Source organism: Streptomyces sp. NBC_00158, from assembly GCF_045160885.1.
In the GTDB taxonomy this organism is placed as follows: Bacteria; Actinomycetota; Actinomycetes; order Streptomycetales; family Streptomycetaceae; genus Streptomyces.
In genome coordinates this window covers 213313-239578 of record NZ_CP108163.1, presented here as the reverse complement: position 1 = coordinate 239578, position 26266 = coordinate 213313, and the positions used below count along the sequence as shown (strand labels likewise).

The following is a 26266-nucleotide window of genomic DNA, read 5'->3' as shown; positions in this document are numbered from 1 at the left end:
AGGATGAAGATCGCCGGAGAGACCGTACTCCTCACCGGTGCGACCGGAGGCATAGGCCGGGCGCTCGCCGCCCGGCTCGCCGCGGCGGGCGCCGACCTGATCGTGACCGGGCGCGACGCGGACGCGCTGCGCGCGCTCGCCGGTCCGCTCGGCGCCCGGTGGGTGGCCGCCGACCTCGCCGACCCGTACGACGTGGAACGCCTCGCCGAGGAGTCCGCCGGCACCGGGATCCTGGTGGCGAACGCGGCCCTGCCGGCCAGTGGCGACCTCCTGGAGTACACGACCGGCCAGGTGGACCGCGCCCTGGCGGTGAACCTGCGGTCGGCGGTCGTCCTGGCCCGGCTGCTGGCGCCCGCGATGACCGCGGCCGGCCGGGGCCACCTCGCGTTCGTGGGGTCGATGTCGGGGAAGGCCGCCACCCCGTACTCGTCGCTCTACACGGCGTCGAAGTTCGGGCTGCGCGGCTTCGCGCACGCCCTGCGCCTCGACCTGCGTCCGGCGGGCGTCGGGGTGTCGCTCGTGCAGCCGGGCTTCGTCGCGGAGGCGGGCATGTTCGCCCGGACCGGGGCGCCGCTGCCGCGCGGTGCGCGGGCCGTCACCCCGGACCAGGTGGCGTCGGCGGTGCTGCGGGCCGTCACGGACGACCGCGCGGAGATCAACGTCGCGCCGCTCGGGCTGCGGCTGCGCTGCGCCCTGTCGGTGCAGTTCCCCTCCGTCGCTGCCCGGCTCCAGGGGCGGGGCGCGCCGGACGACAGCGGGCGGCGGATCGTCGACGCGCAACGGGCCTCCCGGTGAGCCGGGCGGGCGCAAGGCCCCACGACCTTCTGAGGAGTGAGCACATGTTGGACAGCGTTCTCGTCATCGGCTCCGGCTACCTGCACTTCCGCGAGTACGCGCTGCGCGGGCTGGCGGAGCACCACCGCGTGGTCCTGATCGGGCAGCGTCCGCTGGACTGGCAGCTGAAGTACGCGGCCGAGTACCGGGAGGCCGACCTCCAGGACGAGGCGGCGGTCTTCGCGGCCGCCGACGAGCTGGCGGCGGGCAACCGCATCGTCGGTGTCGTCACCTGGGAGGAGATGCTGATCACGCGGGCCGCCGCGGTCGGTGCCCGGCTGGGCGTGCCGACGATGCCGGTGGAGGCGGCGCGGGCCTGCCGGGACAAGGCGGAGCAGCGCAGGCTCTTCCAGGAGCAGGGCGTTCCGTCGGCCCGGTTCCACCTCGCGGGCTCGGTCGCCGAGGCGGTCTCGGCCGCGGCTGCCATCGGCTACCCCGTGGTGGTCAAGCCGCGCGGCCGGGCGGCGAGCGTCGCGGTGCAGATCGTCCGTTCCGAGGCGGAGCTGCGCGCGGCGTTCGACTTCGCGCGGACCTCGGAGAACGCGGCCATCGAGGACGGGCTCGTGCTCATCGAGGAGTTCCTCGTCGGCCCGGAGATCAGCGTGGACAGCTGGGTGCTCGACGGGCGGGTCGAGCCGTACGCGATCGCGTTGAAGCGCACCGGGTACGCGCCGTTCTTCGAGGAGGTGGCGCACGTCGTCGGCACGGTCCTCGACCCGGAGACGGAGGCCGCGGTCCGCGAGGTGGTGGTCCGCTCCAACCTGGCGCTGGGCATCGACCGTACGGTCACCCACACCGAGCTGATGCTCACGGCCGACGGCCCGAAGGTCATCGAGGTCAACGGGCGGCTCGGCGGCGAGCTGATCCCGCGCCTGGCCGAGCTGGCGGTCGAAGGCCTGTCGGTCGGCCGGCTGCTGGGCTCGGTCGCCACCGGCCGCGAGCCCGAGCCGATCCCGCGCCCGGAGCGGCTGGTCGGCATCCGCTTCCTGTACCCCGCCGAGGACCTGGTGTTCGAGGACATCGAGGTGCCGGCGGCGCTGGCCGGCGAGCCGTGGGTGCGGGAGGTGCGGCGGGTGAGCGATCCGGGCACCGAACTGCGTTTGCCGCCGCGGCAGTTCCTGGGCCGTGCCGGATACGTGATCGCCACCGGCTCCGGCGTCGAGGAGATCGACGCGCGGCTGCTGAAGCTCGCCGAGGGCACGGCCGTCCTCGGCCGTCCCCTGCCCCTCTGACCCCGCCCCTTCCACCCTCACCGACCCGTTCCCCCTTCCCCGCCGTCCCGTACAGATGGAGACACACACCATGAAGAAAGCCCTGATCTTCGGCGAGTACAAGATCGCCAGGTTCCTGCCCGTCCTGCGCGACCGCGGCTACACCGAGTTCGTCGTGTACTCGGCCGTCGAGTTCGACGCGGCCCTGGAGTTCGACGCCACGGGCGTCGAGGTCAAGCTGCTCAGCCTGGACTGGGACGCGGACGACGTGCTGCGCGTGCTGGACGCCGAGCGGCCCGACGTGGCCATCGCCAACCCGTACGCCCACGGCCAGGAGCAGCTGCCCATCGTCTACGGGCGGGCCGCGGCCCGCTGGGACGGCCGGTTCGTCGCCCACTCCGCCGAGTTCGCCGAGGTGGCCTGCGACAAGGTCAAGCTGCACGAGACCGGTGTGGCGCGCGGCTGGCCGGTCCCGGCGGGGGCGGTCTGCGCGGACGCCTCCGAGGTGGCCGGCGCGGCCCGGGAGCTGGGCTTCCCGCTGGTGATCAAGGAGGCGCAGGCCCAGGCGGGCGACGGCCGGTTCTTCGCGGCCTCGGCGGCGGAGCTGGACGCGGTGCTCGGGGCGGGGCTGGCGTTCCCGGCGATCGTGCAGGCGTTCAAGGTCGGTGAGGAGACCGGGATCGAGCTGATCACCGCGGGCGGCGAGCTGATGCGCTGGCCGGTCGTCTCCATGGGCCCGCTGGACGCGGGGCTCGACCCTTCGAAGCGGGCGCGCGTCACCCCGTACGCCCTCCCCGAGCGGGCCGCGGCGCGCCTGGAGGCGTTCCTCACCGACATCCAGGACAACTTCGCCCCGTACGGGCCGTGGCAGATAGACTTCGCGGTCGTCGAGGACGACATCGTCATCCTGGAGATCAACCCGCGCCTGGGCGGTCTGTCCGACCTGGGCGCCACCGGCAGCGGCACGGACCCGCACGCGGTGTTCACGGCCGCCGCGCTCGGCGAGCCGCTGCCGCGGGCGCGGACGCGCGCGGTGGCGATCGAGCTGCCGTCCGTCGAGATCCCCGGCGTCGAGGTGCCCGCGCACCCCGAGGGGGCCGAGGTCATGCGGGTCACCGCGCGCAAGCCCACGAACCGCTGCTTCATCAACACCGACCGGATGCAGCTGGTCACCACGGTCGGTGACCTGGAGGCGGGCAGGCGCTGGGTGAAGGAGCTCGACGCGGCGGGCCTGCTGCGCTGCTCGGCCGAGTCCGCGTTCCGTCAGCTGGAGCAGGGCTTCGGCGTGTTCGGCGGGGGGTCGCAGGCGCTGTGAAGGTGCTGATCGCCGGGCTCGGCGACAACAAGGAGTTCGGCCTCAAGTCGCTGCGCGACGCGGGGCACTTCGTCGGGGTCATCGACCTCCCGCAGCGCGTGCCCGTGAACCAGTGCGACTGGTGGCGGGCCGGCGACCGGTTCTCCGTCGACTCGATGTTCGAGGCGGCGAGTTCGGCCGGGTTCGAGTGGGACGCGGTCCTGTGCTGGGAGGAGCTGTCCACGGACATCGCCCGGGAGGTCGCGCGCAAGCTCGGCGTCCCGGCGCCCCGGATGCCGGCGGGCCACTTCCGCGACAAGGGGGTCATGCACGGCCGGCTGCGGGAGCTGGGCGTCCCCTCGCCGCAGCTCGGCGTGGCCCGGACGGTGGAGGAGTGCGTCACCCTCGCCGCCGGCCGCTTCCCGGTCGTGGTCAAGCCGACGGACTACGGCGGCAGCGGCGGGGTCCGGGTCGTCGAGGGTCCGGACGGGCTCGTCGAGGCCTTCCGGACCGCCGCCGCGCTGGCGGCGAGCGGCCGGGTCGCCGTCGACCGCTACGTGACCGGCAAGGAGTACAGCGTCGAGGCCGTGACGTGGGCCCCGGGCGAGTCCCAGGTCCTGGCGGTCACCGACAAGTACCTGACCCGGCCCCCCTACTGCGTCGAGGTGGCCCACGTCTCCCCCTCGGCGGTCTCGGACGAGGAGCGCGAGCTGCTGTCCGAGGCGACGGTCCGCGCGCTCGACGCGCTCGGCATGGAGGCGGGCGTCTCCCACGCGGAGTTCCGCATGACCGCGACGGGCCCGGTGCTGATGGAGATCGCGGGGCGTCCGGCGGGCGGCCAGATCCCGCGGCTCGTGGAGCTGGCCACCGGCTGGAACCTGAACACCGCCGAACTCGCCGCGGTGGTGGGCGAGCGGACGACGCGGGGGACCCCGGCCGCCGAGTGCTCGGCCATCCGGTTCTTCGTCGGCGACGGCCGGACTCCGTTCCGCCATCCGGTGACGTGGGAGTCCGCGAGCCTGCCGCCGCTGGTGGGCACGCTGCGGGAGCTGCGCTACTTCGCCGGGGAGGGGACGGTGGCGCGGGTGCCGCGCGGCCCCGAGGACCGGCTCGGGTACGCGATCTTCGCCGGTACCCGGGAGGAGACCGCGGCGGCGCTGGCCGCCGTCGACGGCGGCGCCGAGGAGTACCGCGGTGAGTAGCGCCGGGACCCGGGCGGCCGGCGCGCCGCCCGGCTCCGGCCGGGGCCTGTGGCACAACCACGACTTCCTCAAGCTCTGGTCGGGCGAGACGGTCGCCGCACTCGGCTCCCAGGTGACCCAGCTGGCCCTGCCGCTGCTGGTGCTGGGTGCCCTGGGCGGCAGTGCGGCGGAGGTCGGCCTCGTCACGGCGATGCAGTTCCTGCCGGCGCTGTGCGTGACGCCGTTCGCCGGCCTGCTGATCGACATGTTCGACCGCAGGCGGATCATCCTGGTGGCCAACCTGGTGCGGGCCGTGGCCCTGGCCGTGGTGCCGGTGCTCTACCTGACGGACGGGCTGGGCGTACCGGCGCTGTGCGCGGTCGCGTTCGTCGTCGGCGCGGGCACGGCGGTGTTCGACGTCGGCTACCTGGCGTACCTGCCGGCGCTCGTGCCGCAGCAGCACCTCGTGGACGCCAACAGCAAGCTGCAGGGCTCGTACGCCGTCGCCCAGATCGGCGGCTCCGGGGTCGGCGGCCTGCTGATCAAGGTGCTGGGCGCGTGGTTCGCGATCGTGGCGAACGTCGTGGCCTACCTGGCGGCGTTCGTGGCGATGCTCCTGATCCGGCACCGTGAGCCGGCGCGCGACCCGGAGTCGGCCGCGCGGCCGCGCCTGGCCGACGTCGTGACCGGCTTCGGGCTGCTGTGGCGCAACCGGATCCTGCGCATGCTGAGCCTGCGGGCCGGCTGGTTCAACATGTGCGAGCAGGCGATCCTGACGCTGTTCCTGGTCTACGCGGTCAAGGAACTGCACATGGACGCGGGCGGGGTCGGCTTCGTCCTCGCCTTCGGCAGCGTCGCCTCGCTCGCCGGGGCGGCGGTGGCCCGGCGGGCCGGGAACCGGTTCGGGTTCCCCAGGATCCTGATCCTGGCGAGCAGTGCGTCGTCCGTCGCGCCGATGATCCTGCTGCCGACCGGGGCGGGCACCGGGTGGGACTTCGTACTGGCGACGCTGACGTTCGCCGTCTACGGCTTCGGCCTGACCATCTACAACGTGCACGTGGTGGCGTTCCGGCAGACGGTGATCCCGTCGGACGTGCTGGGCCGCGCGACCGCCGCGTACCGGATGCTCACCTACGGGCCGTTCCCGCTCGGCGCGTTCCTGGGGGGCGTGCTGGGCGAGCGGCTGGGGCTGTGGAACTCCCTGCTGATATTCGCGGTGGCGTCGCTCGCGGGGTGGGTACTGTTCGTCGTGGCCTGCACGAGGCTGCCGGAGTCGGAGATGGAGCCGGCGGCGCCCTGATGGAAGAGTCCCCCGTGAAGACGCGTGCCGACGAGGCCGGAATCGACGAACCGCTCGTAGGGCGGCTGATCGCCGCGCAGTTCCCGCAGTGGGCGGGGCTGCCCGTACGGAAGGTCCGCTCGGCCGGTACGGACAACGTCATGTTCCGGCTGGGCGGGGACATGACCGTACGCCTGCCCCGCGTCCCGGACGCGGCGGGGCAGGTCGCCGCCGAGCAGCGGTGGCTGCCGCACCTCGCTCCGCACCTGCCGCTCGATGTGCCCGTGCCGCTGGGGCACGGGTCGCCGGGCGAGGGGTTCGGGTACGCCTGGTCGGTGTACCGCTGGCTCGACGGTGAGGACCTGTACGACCGGCCGCTGCCCGACGGCGGACTCCGCGACGCCGCCGCCGGGCTGGGGCGGTTCCTCTCGGCGCTGCACCGCGTCGGCACGGCCGGGGCGCCGCGCTCGTTCCGGGGCGGCCGGGTGGACACGGCGGACGACGAGGTCCGGGCCGCGATCCGGGACCTGGGCGCCGACGGGACGCACGACGCGGCGGCCGCGACCGAGGCGTGGGAGGCGGCCGTGCGGGCGCCGCAGTGGGAGGGCGCGCCCGTGTGGCTGCACGGTGACCTGCTGCCCGGGAACCTGCTGGGCCGCGGGGGCCGGCTGACGGCCGTCATCGACTTCGGGCTGGTGGGGGTCGGTGACCCGGCCTGCGACGTGATGGCGGCGTGGACGCTGTTGACCGCCGGGACGCGGGAGGTGTTCCGCGAGGCGGCCGGCGTGGACGACGCGACGTGGGCGCGGGGGCGGGGCTGGGCCCTGCGGTTCGGGCTGACGGCGGAGCACTACTACCGGGGCGGCCGCAACCCGGCCCTGGCGGCGGTCGGCCACCGTGCGGCGGCCGAGGCGATCGCCGACCACCACCGCTGACGCGGCCGCTGGGTTCGCACGCGACACGCGGCCGGCCCGGAGCGAGATCGCTCCGGGCCGGCCGCGTGTCGCGTGGGGCTAGGCGGTGGGCGCGGTCGGCGCCGTCGGCGCCGTCGGCCGGGTCCGGGACGCGCGGGCGACCAGGGGCCGGCTGCCCAGGCCGACGCACAGCAGGAGGGCGCCGAGCAGCAGCCAGCCGGGCAGGCCCATGCCGAGCGGCAGCAGGCTCATGACCGCCGGGGCGACGGCCTGCACCGCCCCGCTGCCCAGTCCGAACACCCCGGCGTACTGCCCTTGCAGGTGGGCGGGCGCGAGCCCGAAGCAGTACTGGGTCGAGGCGGCCGCGTACCAGAGCTCGCCGAGGGCGAAGACGGCCATGCCGCCCATGAGCAGTCCCGTCGCGGTCCAGGGGGAGGGCCCGTCGGCGAGTGCCATGAGGGTGAGCCCGGCGGCGAAGGCCGCGCCGGCCCAGGCCATGCGCAGGCCGGCCTTGTCCACGTCGTGCACCCCGCGGCTGACCTTGACCTGGAGCAGCACCACGAAGGCCATGTTGAGGACGAGGACCGCCGAGACCACCCAGCGCGGGGCGCTGGTGTGTTCGACGATCCACAGCGGCAGCAGGAACCCGGACACGGCGTAGTTCAGCGAGAGCACGGCGTTGGCGAAGGTGGCACCGAGGTAGGCGCGGTCGCGCAGTGCGGTCCAGCCGCGTTCCCGTTTCCCGGCGCCGGCCGTGATCCTCGGCAGCCGCAGCAGGATGAGGCCGCAGGTCACGTAGGCCAGGGCCCGGCAGACCACCAGCGCGAGGTACGCCGGACGGCTGTCGATCTGGATGACGAAGCCGGCGACGACCGAGCCGAGCGCGAGGGCCAGGTTGGTCACCGAGCGCAGGTAGCCGATGAGGACGGTGGGATCGCCGTCGGCCACGCCGCGGATGAGGGGTGCCTTGCTGGCCACGTCGGCGGGGATGATCGTCCCCGCGACGAGTGCGACGGCGAGGAAGGACCAGAAGGAGCCGATCAGGGTGAAGCAGGAGATCGCCGCCCCGCCGCAGAGCATGACGGTGACGTGGACGCGTTTGGGTCCCCACCGGTCCGCCAGCCGTCCGACCAGGACCCCGGAGACCAGGCCGGCCATCGCCCCGGCGAACAGGCCGATGGCGACCTGCCCGGCCGGCAGCCCGACGACGCGGGTGTAGTACAGGGCGCTCGCGGTGGTGAACATGCCGCCGCCGAAGCTGTTGGCGAAGGTGGCGACGGTCAGGACCCGCTGTGCGGGGGACGCGGGGAAGAGCCCGCGCAGGCCGCCGCGGGCGGCCGCGGGGGTGGTCGCCGTCACTGCCACAGTGCGTCCCCGAAGCGGACGCCGGGGCGCAGCGTGGGCTGGAGCGCGCGCAGTTCGCGCGGGGTGAGGCCGTCGGGGACGATCTTCACCTGGGGGCCGAACCAGTCCCAGACCTTGGCGAACCGCTGTTGCAGGTCCTCGGGGTCGTCGGCCGCCACCATGAACTGGCCGATGCGGTGGTTGGTGCCGGCGACGGCCGGGGAGCGGTCGCCGACGGGCCGTTCGATGCGGACGAACTCCACTCCGGGCCGGGCCATGATCTGGTCGGCCGTCGGGCAGTCGAGGAGCAGTCCCGGGCCTGAGGTGAGGTAGGCGCCGCCGATGGCGCCGGGGCGGACCTTGACGTCGAGTTCGGGGCGTCGTCCGAGGGCGATCTGGATGGCGCAGTCGGCCAGGTCGACGTTGAACTTGGCGTGCACGACCTCCTGGACGAGTGCGCCGCCGCGGCGGGCGGCGCACTCGCCGAAGGTGAGCGTGCCGGTCCCGGCGTCGTGGAAGAGCTCCATGTGGAACGTGCCGTCCGTGAGGCCCAGGGCGGCGAGCGAGGCCGTGACCACGGGAAGGGCCAGGTCGTAGGCCCAGGTCTCGTCGGTGGGGTCGAAGTGGCGGAAGTTGAGGGGGCGTCCGCTGTCGACGGCGGTCAGGCAGGGGTCCCCGTACCGGCCGAGGGCGCAGAACCGCAGTTCGCCGTCGTACATCACCCCGTCGGCGATCCATTCCTCGCCGCGGACGAACTCCTCCAGGATGAAGGTGCGCTGCCGGGTGTGCTGGGCCCGGTACTCGTCGCTGCGGTCGCGCAGTTCGGCGAGGGAGGAGACGACGGTCGTCCGCTCGGTGGCGGCTCCCGCGACCGGCTTCAGCACGGCCTTGCCGGAGGCGATGGCGGTGACGCCGGTGACGTCGTGGACGTCGTCGACGACGACGGCGCCGGCCGTGGCCAGGCCGGCCGCCCGTATCTCGCGCTTCTGGACCGACTTGTCGCGGAAGCGCACGGCGACGTCGGGGGGTACGGCGGGCAGGCCGAGGTGGGCGGCGAGCAGGCCGACCATCACGAGGGAGTCCTCGGCGGTGGTGTACACGGCGTCGAAGGAGCCGGAGGTCAGTCCGGCGCGGTCGAGGGCCATGAGGACGGACTCGGCGCTGGTGTGGTCGTCGACGCGGATCACCTCGGCCTCGTCCGGTATCGCGATGTGGCCCTGCTCCCACGCGGCCGCCCCGCAGACGACGGTGACGTCCAGGCCGCGGCGGACGCATGCCCGCATGCCGTAGCGGTCGAGGCCCACGATCAGGATCCTGGGGGTTGCCTTCTCCATGCGCTTCCTTCCTCGTGCTCTGAAGCCGTGGCCGAAATTGCCAATTCCGGCAAAGGTGCGGCGACTTATTAACCCAGCAGGGGAAGTATGTTGTCAATCGAGGAAATTCATGTTGCCTAGATCTGGCAAGTCTGCTGTCGGGGGCGGTGCGCTCGCTTCGGGGCGGGTAGGTTGCGGCGGTGGGTGCATATCGGGACGGGACGAGGGCCGGCTACGACGGGGTGGTCGAGCTGTACGCCTCGCTGTTCGCCGACCGGCTGGAGACGCGGCCGTTCGCGCGGGCCATGCTGGGTACCTTCGCCGAGCTGGTGCGGGAGACGGGGAACACCCGGGTGGCCGATGTCGGTTGCGGGCCCGGGCATCTGACGGGGCTGCTGCACGAGCTGGGGCTGGACGCCTTCGGGCTCGACCTCTCGCCGGGCATGGTGGAGCACGCCCGGCGGGCGCGTCCGGCGCTGCGGTTCGACGAGGCACGGATGGAGGCCCTGCCGGTGGAGGACGGCGCCCTCGGCGGGGTGCTCGCCCACCACTCGATGATCCACACCCCGCCCGGGGAACTGCCCGCGCTGCTCGCCGAGCAGGTGCGGGTGCTGGCGCCGGGCGGCTTGCTGCTGGTCTCGTTCTCCGTGGCCGAGGGACCGGAGCCGGTGCGCTTCGACCACAAGGTGGCGCCCGCCTACAGCTGGCCGGTGGACCGGTTCGCCGACCTGCTGGCCGGGGTGGGACTCGACCCGTTCGCCCGGCTGGTCCACGGTCCGGCCTCCGAACGGGGCTTCCTGGAAGCCCACGTGATGGCCCGGGCGGACGGGGTCAGCGGCTGACGTCCCAGCGGGTGATCTCGCCGGTCTCCTGGGCCACGTAGAGGGTGCCGTCGGAGGCGAAGGCGAGGCCGTGGGGTTCGCAGGCGGGGGTGGCGAGGGGGAACTCCGTGACGGTGCCGGACGGGGTGACGCGGCCGATGCGGCCCGTGGCCCACGCCGTGTACCAGCAGGAGCCGTCCGGGGCCACCGCCACGGCGTGCGGGCGGCACCGCGGGTCCGGCAGGGGGTGTTCGGTGATGCCCTCCGGGGTGAGGCGGCCGATGCCGCCGGTGCCGATCTCCGCGAACCAGAGGGTGCCGTCCGGGGCCGCGGCGAGGCCCACGGGGGCGGCGCCGGGGGTGGGCAGGGGGTGGAGGGTGGTCTCGCCGGTGACGGTGATCCGGGCGAGGGCGTCGCCCTGGTTGAGGGTGCACCACAGGGCTCCGTCGGCGGCGGTGGTGACGAAGGACGGGAAGGAGCCCCCGGGGAGGGCGTGTTCGGTGAGTTCGCCGGCCGGGGTGAGGCGGGTGACGGTGGCGGTGTTCAGGGTGGTGAACCAGACGGCGCCGTCCGGACCGGCGGTGATGCCGTACGGGCCCGGGTCGGAGCCGGGGACGGGGAAGGAGCGGGCTTCGCCGTCGGGGGTGAGGCGGCCTACGCGGTGGTCGCGGTTGCGGGTGAACCACAGGGCGCCGTCGGGGCCGGCGGTGATCAGCGTCGGGCCGCAGCCGGGGGCGTCGAGGGGGAACTCGTCGATCCGGCCGTCGGGGGTGAGGCGGGCGATGCGGCCGGCGTGGACCAGGGTGCACCAGATGTTGCCGTCGGGGCCGGCGGTGAGGGCGTAGGGGCCGGCGTCCGGGGTGGGAAGGGCGTACGTGTGGATCAGGCGGGTCAAGGGGGGCCTTTCGAGGGGTGGACGGGGAGGGCGGGTCAGGCCGCGGCGGTGGCCGGGGCCCGGAGGGGAAGGCGGTCGCCCTGCCAGCGGGTGCACAGGCGGCGGTCGTGGCTGACGACGACCACGGCGCCCGGGAAGGAGGCGAGGGCCTCGTCCAGTTCCTCGGCCAGGGCCGGCGAGAGGTGGTTCGTGGGCTCGTCCAGGAGCAGCACGTCGGCCGGTTCGGTGACCAGCCGGGCCAGGGCCAGCCGTTGGCGCTGGCCCGCGGAGAGGGCGGCGACCGGGGTGGCGAGCTGTCCGGGGGCGAACAGGCCGAGCGCCAGAAGCTGTTCGGTGTGTTCCCCGGGGGTGCCGGGGCGGCCCGCGGCGAAGGCCTCGACGAGCGGGCGCCCGGCCGGCCCCGGAGGGGTGTGCTGGGTCAGCAGGCCGGTCCGGGCACGGCGGACGACCCGGCCCCGGTCGGCGGTGACGGTGCCGGCGAGAACGCCGAGCAGGGTGCTCTTGCCGGCGCCGTTGGGGCCGGTGACCAGGAGCCGGCCGCCGGGCTGGAGGGTGAGGTCCACCGGTGCCAGGCGGCCCGCGAGGGACACGCCCTCGGCGGTGAGGACCGGGCCGCGCGGGGTGGCGGCGGCGGTGGAGCGCGGCACGGCGGTGAACCGGAGCGGGTCGGCGGGGGCGGGGACCGGGCGGGCGAGCAGCCGGGCGAGGCGTTCCTCGGCGTTGCGGACCCGGCTGGCGAGGGACTGCTGGACCCGGCCGGCGGCGCGGTCGTAGGCCATCTTGTTGCCGTCCTTCATGGCCCGGCCGGGGGCGACCTTGCGGGCGGTGACGGCGGCGGACTCGCGCAGCCGGTCCGTCTCCTCGCGCCAGGCGGTGTGGGCCTGGGAGCGGCGCTGCCGTTCGGCGGCGCGGCCGGCGAGGTAGCCGGCGTAGCCGTTGCCGTAGCGGACCGTGCGGTGGAGGTCCCCGTCGACCTCCAGGAGGGAGGTGGTGACGCGCTCCAGGAACCGCCGGTCGTGGGAGACGGCGACGGTGATGCCGCGGCGGGCGCGGAGGTGGTCCTCCAGCCAGGTCAGGGCCGTGTGGTCGAGGTGGTTAGTGGGTTCGTCGAGCAGGAGGACCTCGGGGGCGGAGGCCAGCAGGGCGGCCAGGCGCAGCCGGACCTGTTCGCCGCCGGAGAGTTCGCCGGCGGTGCGGTCGCGGGGCAGGCCGAGGAGTCCGAGGCCGTGCAGGGCGCGTTCGGTGCGGGCGTCGGCGTCGTAGCCGCCGCGCAGTTCGAAGGCGGTGAGGAGGTCGGCGTAGGCGGTGAGGGTCTCGTCCGCGGTGTCGCCCCCGGCCATGCGGGCCGCCAGGCGGCACATGCGGTGCTCCATGGCGCGGAGTCCGGCGAGGGAACGGTCGAGGACCTGCTGGACGGTGAGGTGGGCGGGGAGGTTCTCTTCCTGGGCGAGGTGGCCGATGCCGCCTTCGGCGCGGACGGTGACCGTGCCGGTGTCGGGGCGTTCGGCTCCGGCGAGCAGGCGCAGGAGGGTCGACTTGCCGGATCCGTTCTCGCCGACGATGCCGAGGCGGGTTCCGTCGGTGACGGAACAGTCGACGGAGTCGAGGACGGTGCGGCCTGCGTAGGACTTGCCGAGGTCAGTCGCGGTGAGCTGTGCGGTCATGGAGCGGCTCCAGGGGTTCGGGGGTGCGAGCGGGGGCGGGGTTGGCCTGGTGGCGGGTGAGGATCACTGGGGGCTCCTTATTGCGACTGATGTTGCTTTAAGATCGTTCCATGGATGCTGCTGAGCACGCAAGCGAGGGTTCCGGCCATGACGATCAACCGGATTCGGCCACGCCGAGGCGCCGGACGGGCGGGCGCAGCGCCCGGGTCCGGGCGCAGGTGCTGGCGGCGGTGGGCGAGCTGCTGATGACGGGCGGGTACGACGGGCTGACGGTCGACACGGTCGCCGAGCGGGCGGGCGTGCACCGCACCACCGTCTACCGGCGTTGGCGCGACGTCGGCGGCCTGCTGGCCGACGTGCTCGACGCCGCCGCCGACGACATGTGGAGCCCGCCCGACACCGGATCGCTGGAGGGGGACCTCACCGCGCTCAACCAGGAGGTCTACGGGGCCCTGGCGGGCGACGGGCCCAGCCTGACCACGGCGCTGATCGCCGCGGGCTTCCGCTCGGCCGAGGCGGCGGGCGCCCTGGCCCGGTTCTGGGAGGACCGGTACGCGCGCTGCGCGGTGGTCGTCGAGCGCGCCGTCGGGCGGGGCGAGCTGCCGGGCCCGGTCGACGCCCGCGCGCTGCTGGTCGCGGCGACCGCCCCGCTTTACCACGAGCTGCTGCTCCTGCGGGCGGCCCCGGACCCGGCCCTGCCCGGCCGGGCCGCGGCCGGTGCCGCGGCGGCGGGGAGGGCGGGGGTCCACGGGGTCCCGGCCGCGGACGGCGGGTGACCGTTCAGCGCTCCCGGCGGGACGGGGACGGGGCCGCGAAGGCTTCGGGGTGTGCTTCGGAGAGGAGTGCGTGGCCGCGTTCCAGGATCCTGCTGAAGGCGGCGGGGTCGCTGAGGGACATGGTGTGCGGGCCCCGTACGTGGAACAGCCGGGCGTGTCCGCCGCCGGCGCGGACGGCCGCGACGAACTCCTTCTCGTGGGTGCGGAAGAGGGGGTCGCCGAGGCCGTTGACGAACAGGACGGGCAGCCGGCAGCGGCCGGCGACGTCGAGGAAGTCGCTGCGGGTGAGGTCTGCGACGGCTTCGGCGAAGGCGGGCATGGCGAGTCCGCCGGCCATCACGGCCCCGTAGCTCTCGGCGGGCAGCCGATGCCTGAGCATCCGGTCGCCGAGGCGGGCGGCGCGGGCCGGGCCGAGTGCCGCGAAGGTGCGGGCTGCCGCTCGGTAGATCCGGCCGGTGGCCCCGTCGGGCCGGGCGGTGGATCCCTGGACGAGGACGGCGGCGGCGGTGGCGGGGCGTGCGGCGCCGTAGGCGAGGGCGACGTATCCGCCGAGGGAGGCGCCCGCCACCAGGGGGCGGCGGCCGGTGGCACGGACGGCTTCCGCCACGGCGAGGCCGACCCGCTCGACCGCCTCCTCCAGGCCGAACGGGCGGTCGCGCAGGGTTCCGTGTCCGGGCAGGTCGGGAGCCGTGATCCGGAAACGGGGGGCCAGCCGGCGGGCGTGGGGGTCCCACATCCGCGCGGAGAGCCGGATCCCGTGGACGAGGACCAGGGGAACGCCCCCGGCCGTTCCGGCGGTCCAGATGCCGGGACGGCCCGGGGCGGGACCGAGTCCCGTGCCAGGGGCCGCCGTTCGGTCTGCGCTCATGTCTCTCCCCCGTGGCCCCATGGCAGGTGCGGTGCGGTGCGGTGCGGTGCGGCACGGCGCCGATATGCAACGCAACGTTGCGTTGCATATTAGGAGCGGGGCCCGCCAAGCGCAACACCACGTTGCGTTGCAGTAGCCTGGCCGTCCCACTGGCACGGAAGGGGCCGACGGTGACGCAGAGGCAAGGCGGAGGGAGCGGCGGGCCGCGGCGCAGGGCCGAGATCTTCACGGCCACGCTCGACATGCTGGGCAGCCTGGGCTTCGACTCCCTGACCATCGAGGGCGTGGCCCAGCGCTCCGGGGTCAACAAGACGACCATCTACCGCTGGTGGTCGTCCAAGTCGGAGCTGCTGCGCGACGCGCTGCTGCACTCGCACGTCCTGCGGTTCGATCCGGCCGACACCGGCAGCCTGCGCGGCGACCTGACGGCGATCGCCGAGCAGGTCCAGCAGCTGCTGGACGACGAGCACCGGCGGACGATCGTCGAGGCCGCACTGGTCGGGGCGGTGCGCCACCAGGCGATGCGGGACCTCGTGGTCTCCTTCCTCGACGACCGCTTCGGCCGCCACCAGCCCGTGTTCGAGCGCGCGGTGGCCCGGGGCGACCTGCCGCCCGACGCCGATCCGGCGCCGCTGGTGGACGCGCTGGCCGGCGCCCTGTGGATGCGGATCCTGGTGCGCCGGGACGCGGTCGCCGACACCTACACCCGTGACCTCGTGGGCATCCTGATGGACGGGGTCGCCGCGTCCGTCAGCCGGCCGGGCAGCGGAGGGCGTTCGCGGTGACGGGGGCGCCGTCGGCCTTGTTGCGGTCCCAGGTCACCGTCTTGACCTCGACCGGGGTGGTGCCGACGGCCACGTCGAAGGTGGTGTCGTGGCCCGGGGCGGGGTTCAGGCGGGCGCCGGGGAGGGCTGCCGCGAGGGTGGCGGCGTCCGCCCGCAGCGCGGGGGCGTACGTGATGACGGGCGGGCCCCCGGGGCGTACGGCGGGTGCGGGCCCGGAGGTCGCCCGGAAGCCGCCGCGGGCGAGGGCCTCGGCGACGGCGGGGTCGTCCGCGCGGAGCCTGATGCCGCCCGGGTTGGTGTCGACGGGGGTTTCGGGGACGGGCTGGATGCGGGGGTCGCCCGTGATGGGGCGGTCGTCCGCGAGGGCGTCCCAGAGGGCGGCGGAGCGGGACTCGTGCCAGACGAGGGTGGAGCCGACGCCGGGTACGCGGTGGTCGAAGAGCCGGATGGGGACGGTGGCGAACTCGGTGCGGTCGGCGCGCAGCCGGCCGAGCGCCCAGCCGATGCGCACGAGGTCGTGGAGGTCCGTCCCGGCGTCGGTGCGTACGGTCTTGAGGAGGGTGCGGACGGTGCGGACCGTGTTGACGGGGCCGGAGAGGGCTCCTTCGGCGGTGAGGCGGGCCAGCAGGTTGGTGACGGTGCGCTGCTGGCGGCGGACCCGGCCGAGGTCGCCGGGGCGGGTGTTGACGTGCCGGGCGCGGACGTAGCGCAGGGTCTGGTTGCCGTTGGTGTGGTGGACGCCGGCGGTGATGTCGAGGCCGGATCCCTCGTCGTGGAGGGGTTCGTCGGTGCAGACGGTCGCGCCGCCGAGGTTGTCGATGGTCTGCTCGAAGCCGGTGAACCCGGTTTCGAGGTAGTGGTCGACGTGGAGGCCGGTGACCTGTTCGACGGTGCGCACGGTCAGCGGGCCGCCGCCGATCGCGTACGCCCCGTTGATCTTCCCGAAGCGGGGCGGGCCGGGGAGCGGGTACTGGACGTAGGAGTCGCGGGGGATGGAGACGACACTGGCGCGGCGCCCGTTCGCGGAGAGGTGGACGAGCATCATCACGTCGGTGCAGTTGCAGCCCTGGCCGCCGACGTGCAGGCGGCGCTTCTCGGCGGCGGAGAGGCCGGCGCGGCTGTCGACGCCGACGACGAGGACGTTCGTGCCGCGGCTTCCGTCGCCGCTGCCGCCCGTGCCGAGCTCGGCGGACAGGGCCGGCGGGCCCGTGTGGGCGCCCGCGGCGAGGGTGGCCAGCAGCGTGAGGGCAACGGTGAGTCGACGCAACGCGCATCCCCTGACGTGGTCCGGTGAGGTGGTGGCGGAAGCCGCGGGAGGACCGTACTGCCGCGGTGGGGGCGGGCGGTGGTTACGCGCCGTGGTGGACGCCCGGATTGCCCAGTGCCCGGTGCCCAGTGCCCGGAGCCCGGCGGTCGACGCCGGTCCTGTGGCCGGTTCCCCGGCGTGTCCCGTGGCCGGTTCCACTCGCGTTCGAGGAGTTCTCCTTCGGGCCCTGGCAGCTTCGTTGACGCGAGGCTCCACTGGGGACGAAAGGACGACAGGAATGACCAAGTCAAGGCGCAAGTTCGGCATCGCCACCGTGGTGGCCGCGATCGTGGCCGCGATGATCACCTTCGTTGGACCGCAGGCGGCGACTGCGCAGGACACGGCGCGCCGCGGCTGGGACCACTTCGGGTTCGGGGTGCCGTGGGAGGAGACCTACGGTTACTCGCAGGCCATCAAGGCCGGCGACGAGATCTACATCTCGGGGCAGCTTTCGCACGACGCGGCCGGGAACCTGGTGGGCGTCGGCGACTTCGAGAAGCAGGTCCGCGTGTCGTTCGAGAACCTGGACAAGGTCCTCAAGCACTACAAGGTGCCGCGCAGCCAGATCATCAGCATGAAGATCTACACCAAGGACCTGCGCCAGAACTTCGACACGGCCGCCCGCCTGCACAAGGAGTACGTCGGCAAGCACCGCACGACGGACACCATCGTCGGCGTCTCCGACCTGGCCTTCGCCGACCAGCTGGTGGAGATCGAGGCCATCGTGAAGGTCTCGCCGCGCTCCTGACCGAGTGCGCCGCGCGGTGACCGCCGCGCATCCCCCCTGCAGCCCGCGTCCGCGGCCGGTACGACCGGCCGCGGACGCGGGCTGTCGTCGTGGGCCCGCCGAAGGCGCGGGGATCTTGTTGTAGGGGGCACTGATCAGCCGGTTTCGGCCTTCTGGTACTTCTTCAGGCCATGAAGAAGATCACTCGCCGACAGGCTCTGGGGATCGGTGCCGGGGCGTCCATCGCCCTGGGGCTGAGCGCCTGCTCGTCCTCGTCGGCCCCGGCCCCGGCGGCCGGGGCCTCTGGTGCCTCCGGGACCCCGGGCGCCTCGGGGGCGCCCCTGTCCATACCCACCGGCGGCATCGACGAGGTGTACGAGGGGCGCCGCATCCAGATCACGCTGGGTGCCGCGGGGCACCACGGGATGCCGATGCCCAACATCAAGATCGACGGCAAAGAGCTGCACCTGATGGGGAACGCGGACGGCAGCTGGGTCACCGTCGTCAACCACTACGAGAGCTTCCCGGACCCGGTCGCGGCCGCCCGCGCCGCCATCCGTGACCTCCAGGGCGCCGAACTCTCCCCGTTCACGCTCCCGAAGGAGGCTCCGCAGCTGTGACCGTGCGCAAGAGCGTGGCCGCGCTGACTCCCGACGAGAAGCGGGCCTTCGTCAACGCGGTGCTGGAGCTGAAGCGGACCGGCGTCTACGACCGGTACGTCAACGCCCACAACTACTACCTGATGAGCGACTCGGACTTCGGGCCCCGGATCGGGCACCGTACGCCGTCCTTCCTGCCCTGGCACCGGCGGTTCCTGTTGGACTTCGAGGCCTCGCTCCAGCGGGTGGACCGCAACGTGGCGCTGCCGTACTGGGACTGGACCGTCGACCGGGCGCCCAACTCCCCCCTGTGGGCTTCGGACTTCATGGGCGGCAGCCGGCGGGGCCGGGACGGCCAGGTGCTCGACGGGCCGTTCGCCTACACCGGCGGCCGGTGGCCGGTGACGGTGGGCGTGGACCGCCGCGACTACCTGCGGCGCGTCCTGGGGTCGGGGGTGCCGCAGCTGCCGACCAGGGCCGAGGTGGACGCGGTGCTGGCCATGCCGGTGTACGACACCGCGCCGTGGAACAGCTCGTCGAGCGGGTTCCGCAACCACCTGGAGGGCTGGCGCGGGTCCAACCTGCACAACCGGGTCCACGTGTGGGTGGGCGGGCACATGGCCACCGCGGCCTCCCCCAACGACCCGGTGTTCTGGCTGCACCACGCCTTCATCGACAAGCTCTGGGCGGACTGGCAGGCCCGCAACCCCAAGGCCGGCTACCTGCCCGCGTCCCGGACGCAGAACGTGATCGACCTGCAGGGCGTGCTGCCGCCGTGGAACAACGTGACCCCGGCCGACATGCTGGACCACCGCCGGTTCTACACGTTCGACAAGCCGTAGCGACCGGGGCCGGAGGGCCGCGCGGTACGTGAAGAGGCCCGCGCCCCCTCCGGTGGGGGGCGCGGGCCCTTTCGGTGGTGCGGCCGCCGGACGGCGGAGCCGGTCAGGCGGCGGCGGGTTCCGACGCGGCCGGCTCGGCGGGCTCGGGCTGCTTGCGGTCCCGCATGACCAGGAGGGCCAGGACCGCGGCGGCCAGGATGGCGGCGGCGCTGATGGTGAAGGTCGTCGACATCGAGGTGACGAAGGCCTCGCGGGCCGTGCGCACCATGCCCTGGTCCCCGCCGGCGACGGCCAGGGCGCCGACGATGGAGTGCCTGGCCTCCTCCGGCGATCCCGCGGGCATCCCGGCGGCGAAGCCGGAGGCGAGGAGCGAGCCGAGGATCGCGATGCCGAGGGCGCTGCCGGCCTGCCCGATGGTGTCGTTGAGGGCCGAGCCGACGCCCGCCTTCTCCTCGGGGATGGTGGCCATCAGGGCGCCGACGGCGGCCGGCATGGCCGCACCGGCACCGAGGCCGAGCAGGCCCAGGGCGACCGCCGGGACGGTGAAGCCGGAGTCGGGGGTGGCGGTGGTCAGCAGGGCGAAGGAGCCGGCCATCACGATCATGCCGCCGACGATCAGGGGGCGGTTGCCCACCTTCGAGGCGAGGCCGGCGCCCGCTCCGTTGCCGACCAGGGCGGCCACGGCGAGCGGGACGAAGGCCAGGCCGGCCTTGAGGGGCGAGTAGCCGAGGACGAACTGCAGGTACTGGGTCAGGACCAGCAGCAGGCCGCCGTTGCCGATCTGGACGAGGGTCAGGGAGAGCGAACCGCCGCTGAAGTTGCGGTTCTTGAAGAGGACCAGCGGGACCATCGGGGAGGGGGTGGTGTTCTCCCAGATCACGAAGCCCGCGAGGCAGGCCACCGCGACGGCCAGGGTGAGCGCGGAGCGGCCCTCGAAAGCGCCGTGCTGGGGGATCTCGATGATCCACCAGACCAGGGCGGTCATGCCGACGGCGGAGAGGACGGCGCCCAGCGGGTCGGGCTTCTGCCAGGGGCCCTTGGACTCGGGCATCAGGGTGAGGGCGGCGATCACGGCGAGGACGACGACCGGGACGTTGATGAAGAAGATCGACTGCCAGGAGAAGTGGTCGATCAGGACACCGCCGAGGACCGGGCTGCCCACCAGGCCGAGCATGGAGACCGAGCCCCACGCCGCCATCGCCTTGGGCCGCTCGTCCTCGTCGAAGACGGTGATGAGGATGGAGAGGGTGGACGGCATGATGAGCGCGCCGCCGACGCCCATCGCGACGCGTACGGCGATCACCTCGCCGGGGTTCGAGCAGTAGGTCGCGGCCAGTGAGGCCGCACCGAAGAGGACCAGCCCGACCAGCATGACCAGGCGGCGGCCGAACCGGTCGCCGAGGCTGCCGGAGGTGAGCAGGAGCCCGGCGAAGACCAGGATGTAGGAGTCGAGGATCCACTGGGTGTCCTGCGCGCTCGCGCCGAGGTCCGTGGTCATGGAGGGCACCGCGACCGTCAGGGCCATGGAGTCGACCACCAGGACCAGCGAGCTCAGGCACAGCACGATCAGGATCCACCAGCGGCGGGGGTTCCTGGTTTCCATGGCTCGTTCCCTTTCTTCGTCCGTCGGTGCGTCCCGTTGACGAGGCCCACTCGGCGCGTACACCGTTCCGGTGCTGCGCACACTGTACGCCCGATGGGTACGGTGTACGCAAGAGGGTGCGGCGATCCATTTTTTGCGGTCATGACAAACGGGGCCGGCGGATGCCGGCCCCGTTCAGCGCGCGTCGGAGTCGGCCGTGGCGGACAGCAGCGACAGGCGGCTCGCGGTCCGGTTGACGTCGAGCGGCAGGTTCTCGCCCCGCAGCACCTCTTCGAGGGGCGCCTGGCCGACGAGGACGAGGCGTACGTCCCGGTCGCAGAGCACGTCGACGAGGTTGGCGAACCGCTGGGCCGCGTCCCGGTCCTCCCCGGCCAGGCGGGGCAGGCCGGAGAGCACCCAGACGGGGAAGCGGTCGACGACCGCCAGGTAGTCGGCGGTCGAGTACGGCCGGTCGCACAGGTCGTGGAAGTCGAACCAGACCAGGTCGCCGCGGACCGCCAGCGCGGACACGGTGCGTCCGCCGCCCGCCTCCACCTGCCGCCGCTCGGCGGCCGCGGGCGGGGTCAGGCCCCGGCCGGCGAGCTGCTCCGCGGTACCGGGCCAGACGTACGCCCCGCGTTCGAACTCGGAGCGGGGCGCGCCGGATCCGTACGCGGACCGGTAGTCGTGTCCGCCGCCGAGCTCGACCACGTCCATGGTCTCTTCGAGCATCCTGATCGTGGGCTCGAACATCTCGTGGAAGACCGGGTTGGGGAGCAGTCCGGCCGGGGGGTAGTTCGAGGTGGTGAGCAGGGTGATCCGCTGGTCGAGGATCGACCTGAGGACCCGGCCGATGAGCATCGCGTCACCGGCGTCGTGGACGTGGAACTCGTCGAAGACGAGGAAGCGGCAGTCGCCGAGGAGTTCGGCGACGGCGCGGTCGGTGACCCGGTGGTCGCTCCGGTGGCGGTGGTAGGCGGCGTGGAACTCGCGGAAGAAGTCGTGGAAGTGCAGCCGGCGCTTGTTCCGCACCGGCACGGCCTCGTAGAAGGCGGTGGTCAGCCAGCTCTTGCCGCGGCCGACCGAACCCCACAGGTAGACCCCGCGCGGCGGTGCGGCGCGGCGGCCGAACAGCCCCAGGCGCCGCGTCGTGCCGGCAGCCAGTATCTCGGCGCCGAGCTCGCCGAGCCTGAGGGCGGCCTGCCGCTGGGCGTCGTCCAGGACGAATCCGGCCTGCCGGGCGGCGCGTTCGAACTCGCGTATCAACTGATGATCACCGTTCTCCGCCGGAACAGGAGCGGTCGGCCGGGAGCGGCATGATGCCGTCGAGGACGGTCTCGCAGGCGGTGTGCAGGTCGGCCGCCAGGTCGCTCTCCCCCTCGGGGCGCTGCACCCAGCGGAAGACGGTGCCGAAGTAGACGTCGCGCAGCAGGAGTCCGGCGAGGCGCGGGTCCACGGAGTCGGGGACCTGGCCGCGCCGGCGGGCCTCGATGACGAAGTCGCCCAGCATGTCGCTGAGGTAGGGCTCCTCCTGGAGGATGTAGCCCGCCTTGACCCAGGCCGTGGTGAGGGCCCGGGTCAGGGCGGGGTCGCGCAGGCTGATGTCCGCCAGCAGGCCCATGCATTCCAGGAGGGCGCGGCGGGGGTCGGTCTCCGTGGCGGCGGCGAGGCCCTCGCGCAGTACGTCGCGGCGTTTGGCGCCCCACTCCGTGATGAGGTCCTCCTTCTTCTGGAAGTGGTTGAAGAAGGTGCCGCGCGCCACGTCGGCCCGCTCGGCGATCTCGTCGACGGTGGTCTGGTCGTACCCCTGGTCCGCGAAGAGCTCGATGGCGGCGTAGTAGATGCTGTCGCGGACGCGCTGCTTGTTGCGCTCGCGGCGGCCTTGTGGCGGATCTGCGGTGATGTTGCTGCTGGTCATGTGGGGGGCTCCTTCGCGCAACCGCCGGCGCGCAGGGCCGCTGGCCTCACTGACGTTGTCAGCGGCGGGAGATGGGCCGCCGCACCGGCGCCTATACCTTTTGTATCACGATCAATTTATGCATCACAGTACAGCTTCCATGACCGATGACACAGCCGGACCTGCGGTGATGGCTCGAATGCTCAGCTCTCCCAGGAGCATCCGGACCGGCATCTCCCAGTCCAGGGTGGAGCGCAGGTCCCGGCTCAGCTGGGTGGCCGTCAGGGAGTCGATCCCGTAGTCGCGCAGCGAACGGCGCACGTCGATGCGTTCGGGGGCCATGCCCAGCACCCGCGCCGCGCGGCCGACGAACTGGTCGGCGCGGTCCGCCGGGCGTCTCTCGCGCTCCTCTTCCCGTCCCTCTTCACGGGTGTACGACTCCTGCGGCGCCGGACCGGTTCCGTACGGTGCCCGCACCACGGGGGCGGTGCGCGGCCGCCGGGGCTCGATCCCGAGGGCGGAGCGCAGCCGGGTCGACACGGAGGGGGCGGCTCCGACGCGGCGCACGAGGATGTCGTGGAACTCGGCGAGCACCCGGCCGTCCGGGCCGACGACGTGGACGGCGGCGCGGGCCGCGTCCCCGCGCAGCAGCGGGGTGATGGTGGCGTGCACCCAGAACTCCTCGGTGAGCCCGGCGTGGAAGCGGACCCGTCCGAAGGACTCGGCGGTGTAGGCGCGGTGGTCGCCGGGGGTGTGGGGCAGGGCGGCGAGCAGCGGGAGGAAGCAGGCTTCCCAGGCTCCCTGTTCGGGTGTGCCGGGGCCGGGCCGGGACATCTGGGCTATGGCTTCGCCGCCGCGCACCCACAGGTGGCGCAGGGTGCGCAGGGCGGGCAGGACCTCGTACCCGCGGCGGGCGGCGCCGTCGAGGAACTCCCGGGGCGTCAGGTGGCGGCGGCAGCGGGCGAGGGCGGCGTCGAAGTCGGCCGGGCGGTAGCGGGAGGGCTCGGCGGGGGTGGTGTCCACTTCGGCGCGCAGGCAGGGGAGGGGGGAGGCGCCGGTGGTGTCGACGCGGGCGGTGAAGGAGCCGGGCCGGGCGGGGTCGAGCCGGATCCGTACGGTGCTCGTCGCGCCCTCGGCGGGGGCTTCGACGAGTTCCTCGCCGACGAGGGCGCGGGTGATGGTGACGGTTTCGGCGCGGGCGGCGGTGCGGGCCAGCTCGTGGAGGTGGGCGAGGTGGGCGACGGGCGGTACGGGGGTCAGGCCGCGCAGCCGGATGCCGGCGACCCGGTGGTCGTACGCGATCTCCGCGGTGTGGCTGCGGCCGACGGGGGCGCCGGCGGGGGTGACGGTCTGGGGGCGGCGCAGGGGCTCGGCCTCCCAGGGGTAGGCGGGGAGCGGGGCGGGGTGGGCGCCGCCGCGGAACCAGCGCTCCCAGTGGACGGTGCCGCCGAGGGCGAAGTAGGCGCCTAGGGACCGGGCGAGGGTCAGGGCCTCGTCCTCGGGGGCGCGGCGGCTGGTGGAGGTGACGACGGCGGCGGGCGCGCCCAGTTCCCGGAGGGTCTCCTCGACGGCTCCGCTCAGCAGGGGGTGGGGGCTGATCTCGACGAACACGTTCTCGCCCTCCTTGGCCAGGTGGCGGACGGATTCGGCGAAGCGGACGGGCCGGCGGAGGTTGTCCGCCCAGTAGCCGGCGTCGAGTTCGCCGCCGTCGAGGTAGGCGGTGCGGACGGTGGAGTGCATGGGGGTGCCGGCCGGGCGGGGGCTGAGGTGGGCGAGCAGGCCGAGCAGGTCCTCGCGCAGCGGGTCCATGGCCGGGCAGTGGGAGGCGACGTTGGTCCGCACGAGGCGGTGGAAGACGCCCTGCTGCTCCAGGCGGCGGGCGATCCGGCGCAGGGCGGCGCGGTCGCCGGCCAGCACGGTGCTGGTGGGGGCGTTCTCGGCGGCGACGCAGACGTCCGGCTCGTCCGCTATGAGGTCCTGGGCCCGCTGGGGCAGGAGTTCCACGGCGAGCATGGCGTTCTGGCCGGTGGTGCGCTGGAGGAGGGCGCTGCGGCGGCAGATGACGGCGGCGGCGTCGGCGAGGGACAGGGCCCCGGTGGTGGCCGCGGCCGCCGGTTCGCCCATGCTGTGGCCGACGCAGACCTCGGGGTCGACGCCCATGTCGCGCCAGTGCGCGGCGAGTGCCGTCTGAACGGACCACAGCAGCGGCTGGAGCGTGTCGACCCGGTCGGGGAAGTCGTAGGTGTCGGGGGCGGCCGCCACGAGTTCGCGTACGGACCGGCCCGTTTCGGCGCGGACGGCGGTGTCGCAGGCGTCCAGGGCGGCGCGGAAGGCCGGTGAGGAGGCGAGCAGCGACCGGCCCATGCCGGGCCATTGGGCGCCCTGGCCGGGGAAGACGAACACGGGGCGGCGGGGGCCGGCGAAGCCGGCTTCGCCGGTGCCGCCGGCCGGGGTGGGGCGGTCCTCGGCCAGGGCCCGCAGGGCGAGGGCGAGTTCGTCGTGGTCGGCGCCGGTCGCCCAGAGGCGGTGGGGGTGGGTGTCGCGGTGGAGGGCGGCGGTGGCGCAGAGGTCCCACAGGGGGTGGTCGCGGCCGGCTCCGCCGGGGGCGAGGTGGGCGGCGTGGGCGAGGGCGAGGCGGCGCAGGGCGGCGGGCGAGTGCGCGCTGAGGACCAGCAGGTGGGTGGGGCGGTCCGGGGGCAGTTCGGCGGGGCCGTGCGGGGGTTCGGCGGGCCGGGGCGGGGGCGAGGCGACGACGACGTGGGCGTTGGTGCCGGAGAGGCCGAAGGAGCTGACGCCGGCGACGACGGGGGTTTCCCGTGGGGCGGCCGGGGCGGCCGGGTCCCCGGCGGGCTGGTCCCCGGCGGCGGGATCGCCCGCGACGGGCTCCGCGGCGGCGGGCTCGTTGGCGGCGGGCTCGTTGGCGGTGACGAGCCGCAGCGGGGCGTCGGGCCCTTCGAGCAGCGGGTGGGGGCTGGTCGCGTGCAGCGAGGCGGGGACGATGCCGTGCCGGACGATCAGCACGGTCTTGACGAGTCCGGCGATGCCCGCCGCGGCTTCGGCGTGCCCGATGTTGGTCTTGACCGAGCCGATCCGCAGCGGCCGGCCGGCGGGGCGGTGGCCGCGTACGGCCTCGGCGAGCGCGAGGAGTTCGACCTCGTCTCCGGTGGGGGTGCCGGTGCCGTGGGCCTCGACGTAGTCCAGCCGGGCCGGGTCGGCCCCGGCGCTGCGCCAGGCGTTCCGGATCATCGCGGTCTGGCCCTGGACGGCGGGGCGGATCAGGGAGCCGCTGGCCCGGCCGTCGTTGGTGACGGCGCTGCCGGGGAGCAGGGCGAGGACCGGGTCGCCGGCGGCGAGGGCGTCGCGCAGCCGCTTGAGGACGACGACGGCGACGCCCTCGCTGCGGACGAAGCCGTCGGCGGCGGTGTCGCCGAACCGGCAGCGGCCGGCGGGCGAGAGCATCGCGGCCTGCGAGTAGGCGACGGCTTCGTGGGGGGACAGGATGACGTTGGCCCCGCCCGCGACGGCGAGGTCGCTCTCGCCGGTCAGCAGGCTCTGGCGGGCCATGTGCACGGCCACCAGGGACGAGGAGCAGGCGGCGTCGAGGGTGACGCTGGGGCCGCGCAGGTCGAGGTCGTAGGAGATGCGGCCGGCGGCCATGGCGCGTACGCCGCTGCCCGCGACCTCCCTGAGGGTGTGGGCGCCGAGGTCCTCGCCGCGGGTGTACTCGGCGGTGGCCTGGCCGATGAACACCCCGGCCTGGGTGCCGGCGAGCGTCGAGGGCCGGATGCCCGCCCCGTCCAGCGCCTCGCGTAAGACGAGCAGCAGGAGCCGGTGCTGCGGGTCCATGGCGGCGGCGTCGGCGGGGGAGATCCCGAAGAACTCCGTGTCGAAGCCGAAGGGGTCGTCCAGGAAGCCGCCGTAGCGGGAATCGGTCTTGCCGGGAACGCCCGGCTCGGGCGCGTAGTACGCGTCGATGTCGAAGCGGTCCGCCGGTACCGGGGTCACCGAATCGGTGCCGGCGACCAGGTTGTCCCAGAACTGCCCGATGCTGTTGGCCTGGGGGAACCTGCATCCCATGCCGACGACCGCGACGGTCGTCTCTTCGTTCCACGCTGCCACGAGAGCCCCCTCGAT

The 26266-nt window shown here is 74.0% G+C and carries 22 protein-coding genes; 12 read left to right on the top strand and 10 right to left on the bottom strand.

The window, feature by feature from the left end; translation table 11 throughout:
* The first annotated feature begins 3 nt into the window (after positions 1 to 3).
* From OG553_RS38550 to OG553_RS38525, 6 genes are all read left to right on the top strand, one after another.
* Positions 4 to 795 carry an SDR family NAD(P)-dependent oxidoreductase gene (locus OG553_RS38550; protein ID WP_331719345.1) on the top strand — a complete coding sequence of 264 codons (792 nt, stop codon included), beginning with the start codon at positions 4 to 6 and terminating at the stop codon, positions 793 to 795.
* Positions 796 to 839: 44 nt separating this feature from the next.
* Entirely contained in the window at positions 840 to 2066 is a 1227-nt protein-coding gene (locus OG553_RS38545; protein WP_331719344.1) for an ATP-grasp domain-containing protein, read from the top strand.
* Positions 2067 to 2136: 70 nt separating this feature from the next.
* Positions 2137 to 3360 carry an ATP-grasp domain-containing protein gene (locus tag OG553_RS38540; RefSeq protein ID WP_331719343.1) on the top strand — a complete coding sequence of 408 codons (1224 nt, stop codon included), beginning with the start codon at positions 2137 to 2139 and terminating at the stop codon, positions 3358 to 3360.
* Positions 3357 to 4541 carry an ATP-grasp domain-containing protein gene (locus tag OG553_RS38535; RefSeq protein ID WP_331719342.1) on the top strand — a complete coding sequence of 395 codons (1185 nt, stop codon included), beginning with the start codon at positions 3357 to 3359 and terminating at the stop codon, positions 4539 to 4541. The genes OG553_RS38540 and OG553_RS38535 overlap by 4 nt, the downstream gene beginning before the upstream one ends.
* Complete coding sequence (locus OG553_RS38530; RefSeq protein WP_331719341.1) at positions 4534 to 5820, top strand: MFS transporter; 1287 nt, start codon at positions 4534 to 4536, stop codon at positions 5818 to 5820. The genes OG553_RS38535 and OG553_RS38530 overlap by 8 nt, the downstream gene beginning before the upstream one ends.
* A 14-nt stretch (positions 5821 to 5834) precedes the next feature.
* Positions 5835 to 6734, top strand: coding sequence for an aminoglycoside phosphotransferase family protein (locus OG553_RS38525; protein WP_331719340.1), 900 nt, complete (start codon positions 5835 to 5837; stop codon positions 6732 to 6734).
* Positions 6735 to 6812: 78 nt separating this feature from the next.
* Here OG553_RS38525 and OG553_RS38520 read toward each other — a convergent pair whose 3' ends face one another.
* Complete coding sequence (locus tag OG553_RS38520; RefSeq protein ID WP_405983275.1) at positions 6813 to 8072, bottom strand: MFS transporter; 1260 nt, start codon at positions 8070 to 8072, stop codon at positions 6813 to 6815.
* On the bottom strand, positions 8069 to 9391 hold the full coding sequence (locus OG553_RS38515; RefSeq protein WP_331719338.1) for a hypothetical protein: 1323 nt from the start codon (positions 9389 to 9391) through the stop codon (positions 8069 to 8071). Before OG553_RS38515 ends, OG553_RS38520 begins: the two co-directional genes overlap by 4 nt.
* 179 nt (positions 9392 to 9570) lie before the next feature.
* Here OG553_RS38515 and OG553_RS38510 point away from each other — a divergent pair, with 179 nt between their 5' ends.
* Positions 9571 to 10212: a class I SAM-dependent methyltransferase gene (locus tag OG553_RS38510; protein ID WP_331719337.1), complete on the top strand. Its 642-nt coding sequence runs from the start codon at positions 9571 to 9573 to the stop codon at positions 10210 to 10212.
* Here OG553_RS38510 and OG553_RS38505 read toward each other — a convergent pair.
* Entirely contained in the window at positions 10202 to 11086 is an 885-nt protein-coding gene (locus OG553_RS38505; protein ID WP_331719336.1) for a virginiamycin B lyase, read from the bottom strand. The genes OG553_RS38510 and OG553_RS38505 overlap by 11 nt on opposite strands.
* Positions 11087 to 11121: 35 nt before the next feature.
* Positions 11122 to 12750: an ABC-F family ATP-binding cassette domain-containing protein gene (locus OG553_RS38500; protein WP_331719335.1), complete on the bottom strand. Its 1629-nt coding sequence runs from the start codon at positions 12748 to 12750 to the stop codon at positions 11122 to 11124.
* A gap of 110 nt (positions 12751 to 12860) precedes the next feature.
* Between OG553_RS38500 and OG553_RS38495 the strand changes: the two genes are divergently transcribed.
* Positions 12861 to 13526 (top strand): TetR/AcrR family transcriptional regulator, encoded by a 666-nt coding sequence (locus OG553_RS38495; RefSeq protein ID WP_331719334.1) that lies wholly within the window; start codon positions 12861 to 12863, stop codon positions 13524 to 13526.
* 4 nt (positions 13527 to 13530) lie between these two features.
* Here the strand turns inward: OG553_RS38495 and OG553_RS38490 are convergent, their stop codons facing one another.
* On the bottom strand, positions 13531 to 14394 hold the full coding sequence (locus OG553_RS38490) for an alpha/beta fold hydrolase (RefSeq protein ID WP_331719333.1): 864 nt from the start codon (positions 14392 to 14394) through the stop codon (positions 13531 to 13533).
* 170 nt (positions 14395 to 14564) lie between these two features.
* On the opposite strand from OG553_RS38490, the gene OG553_RS38485 reads away from it, so the two are divergent.
* A complete protein-coding gene (locus OG553_RS38485) occupies positions 14565 to 15179 on the top strand; it encodes a TetR/AcrR family transcriptional regulator (protein ID WP_331719332.1) in 615 nt (204 codons plus the stop codon).
* Here OG553_RS38485 and OG553_RS38480 read toward each other — a convergent pair.
* Complete coding sequence (locus OG553_RS38480; RefSeq protein WP_331719331.1) at positions 15145 to 16446, bottom strand: LCP family protein; 1302 nt, start codon at positions 16444 to 16446, stop codon at positions 15145 to 15147. The two genes, OG553_RS38485 and OG553_RS38480, sit on opposite strands and share 35 nt — an antisense overlap.
* A 277-nt stretch (positions 16447 to 16723) precedes the next feature.
* Between OG553_RS38480 and OG553_RS38475 the strand changes: the two genes are divergently transcribed.
* The 3 genes from OG553_RS38475 to OG553_RS38465 all read left to right on the top strand — a co-directional run bounded on the left by OG553_RS38475 (position 16724) and on the right by OG553_RS38465 (position 18653).
* Positions 16724 to 17233: a RidA family protein gene (locus tag OG553_RS38475; RefSeq protein ID WP_331719330.1), complete on the top strand. Its 510-nt coding sequence runs from the start codon at positions 16724 to 16726 to the stop codon at positions 17231 to 17233.
* Between the two features lie 170 nt (positions 17234 to 17403).
* Positions 17404 to 17832, top strand: coding sequence for an apotyrosinase chaperone MelC1 (locus OG553_RS38470; protein ID WP_331719329.1), 429 nt, complete (start codon positions 17404 to 17406; stop codon positions 17830 to 17832).
* Positions 17829 to 18653: a tyrosinase MelC2 gene (locus OG553_RS38465; RefSeq protein WP_331719328.1), complete on the top strand. Its 825-nt coding sequence runs from the start codon at positions 17829 to 17831 to the stop codon at positions 18651 to 18653. The genes OG553_RS38470 and OG553_RS38465 overlap by 4 nt, the downstream gene beginning before the upstream one ends.
* 103 nt (positions 18654 to 18756) lie before the next feature.
* On the opposite strand, the gene OG553_RS38460 is transcribed toward OG553_RS38465, so the two are convergent.
* The 4 genes from OG553_RS38460 to OG553_RS38445 form a co-directional block, all read right to left on the bottom strand.
* On the bottom strand, positions 18757 to 20256 hold the full coding sequence (locus OG553_RS38460; RefSeq protein WP_331719327.1) for an MFS transporter: 1500 nt from the start codon (positions 20254 to 20256) through the stop codon (positions 18757 to 18759).
* Positions 20257 to 20430: 174 nt separating this feature from the next.
* Positions 20431 to 21501 (bottom strand): cell division protein ZapE, encoded by a 1071-nt coding sequence (gene zapE, locus OG553_RS38455; protein ID WP_331719326.1) that lies wholly within the window; start codon positions 21499 to 21501, stop codon positions 20431 to 20433.
* 7 nt (positions 21502 to 21508) lie between these two features.
* Positions 21509 to 22153 (bottom strand): TetR/AcrR family transcriptional regulator, encoded by a 645-nt coding sequence (locus tag OG553_RS38450; protein ID WP_331719325.1) that lies wholly within the window; start codon positions 22151 to 22153, stop codon positions 21509 to 21511.
* Positions 22154 to 22276: 123 nt separating this feature from the next.
* Positions 22277 to 26251 (bottom strand): beta-ketoacyl synthase N-terminal-like domain-containing protein, encoded by a 3975-nt coding sequence (locus tag OG553_RS38445; RefSeq protein ID WP_331719324.1) that lies wholly within the window; start codon positions 26249 to 26251, stop codon positions 22277 to 22279.
* Positions 26252 to 26266: the final 15 nt, after the last annotated feature.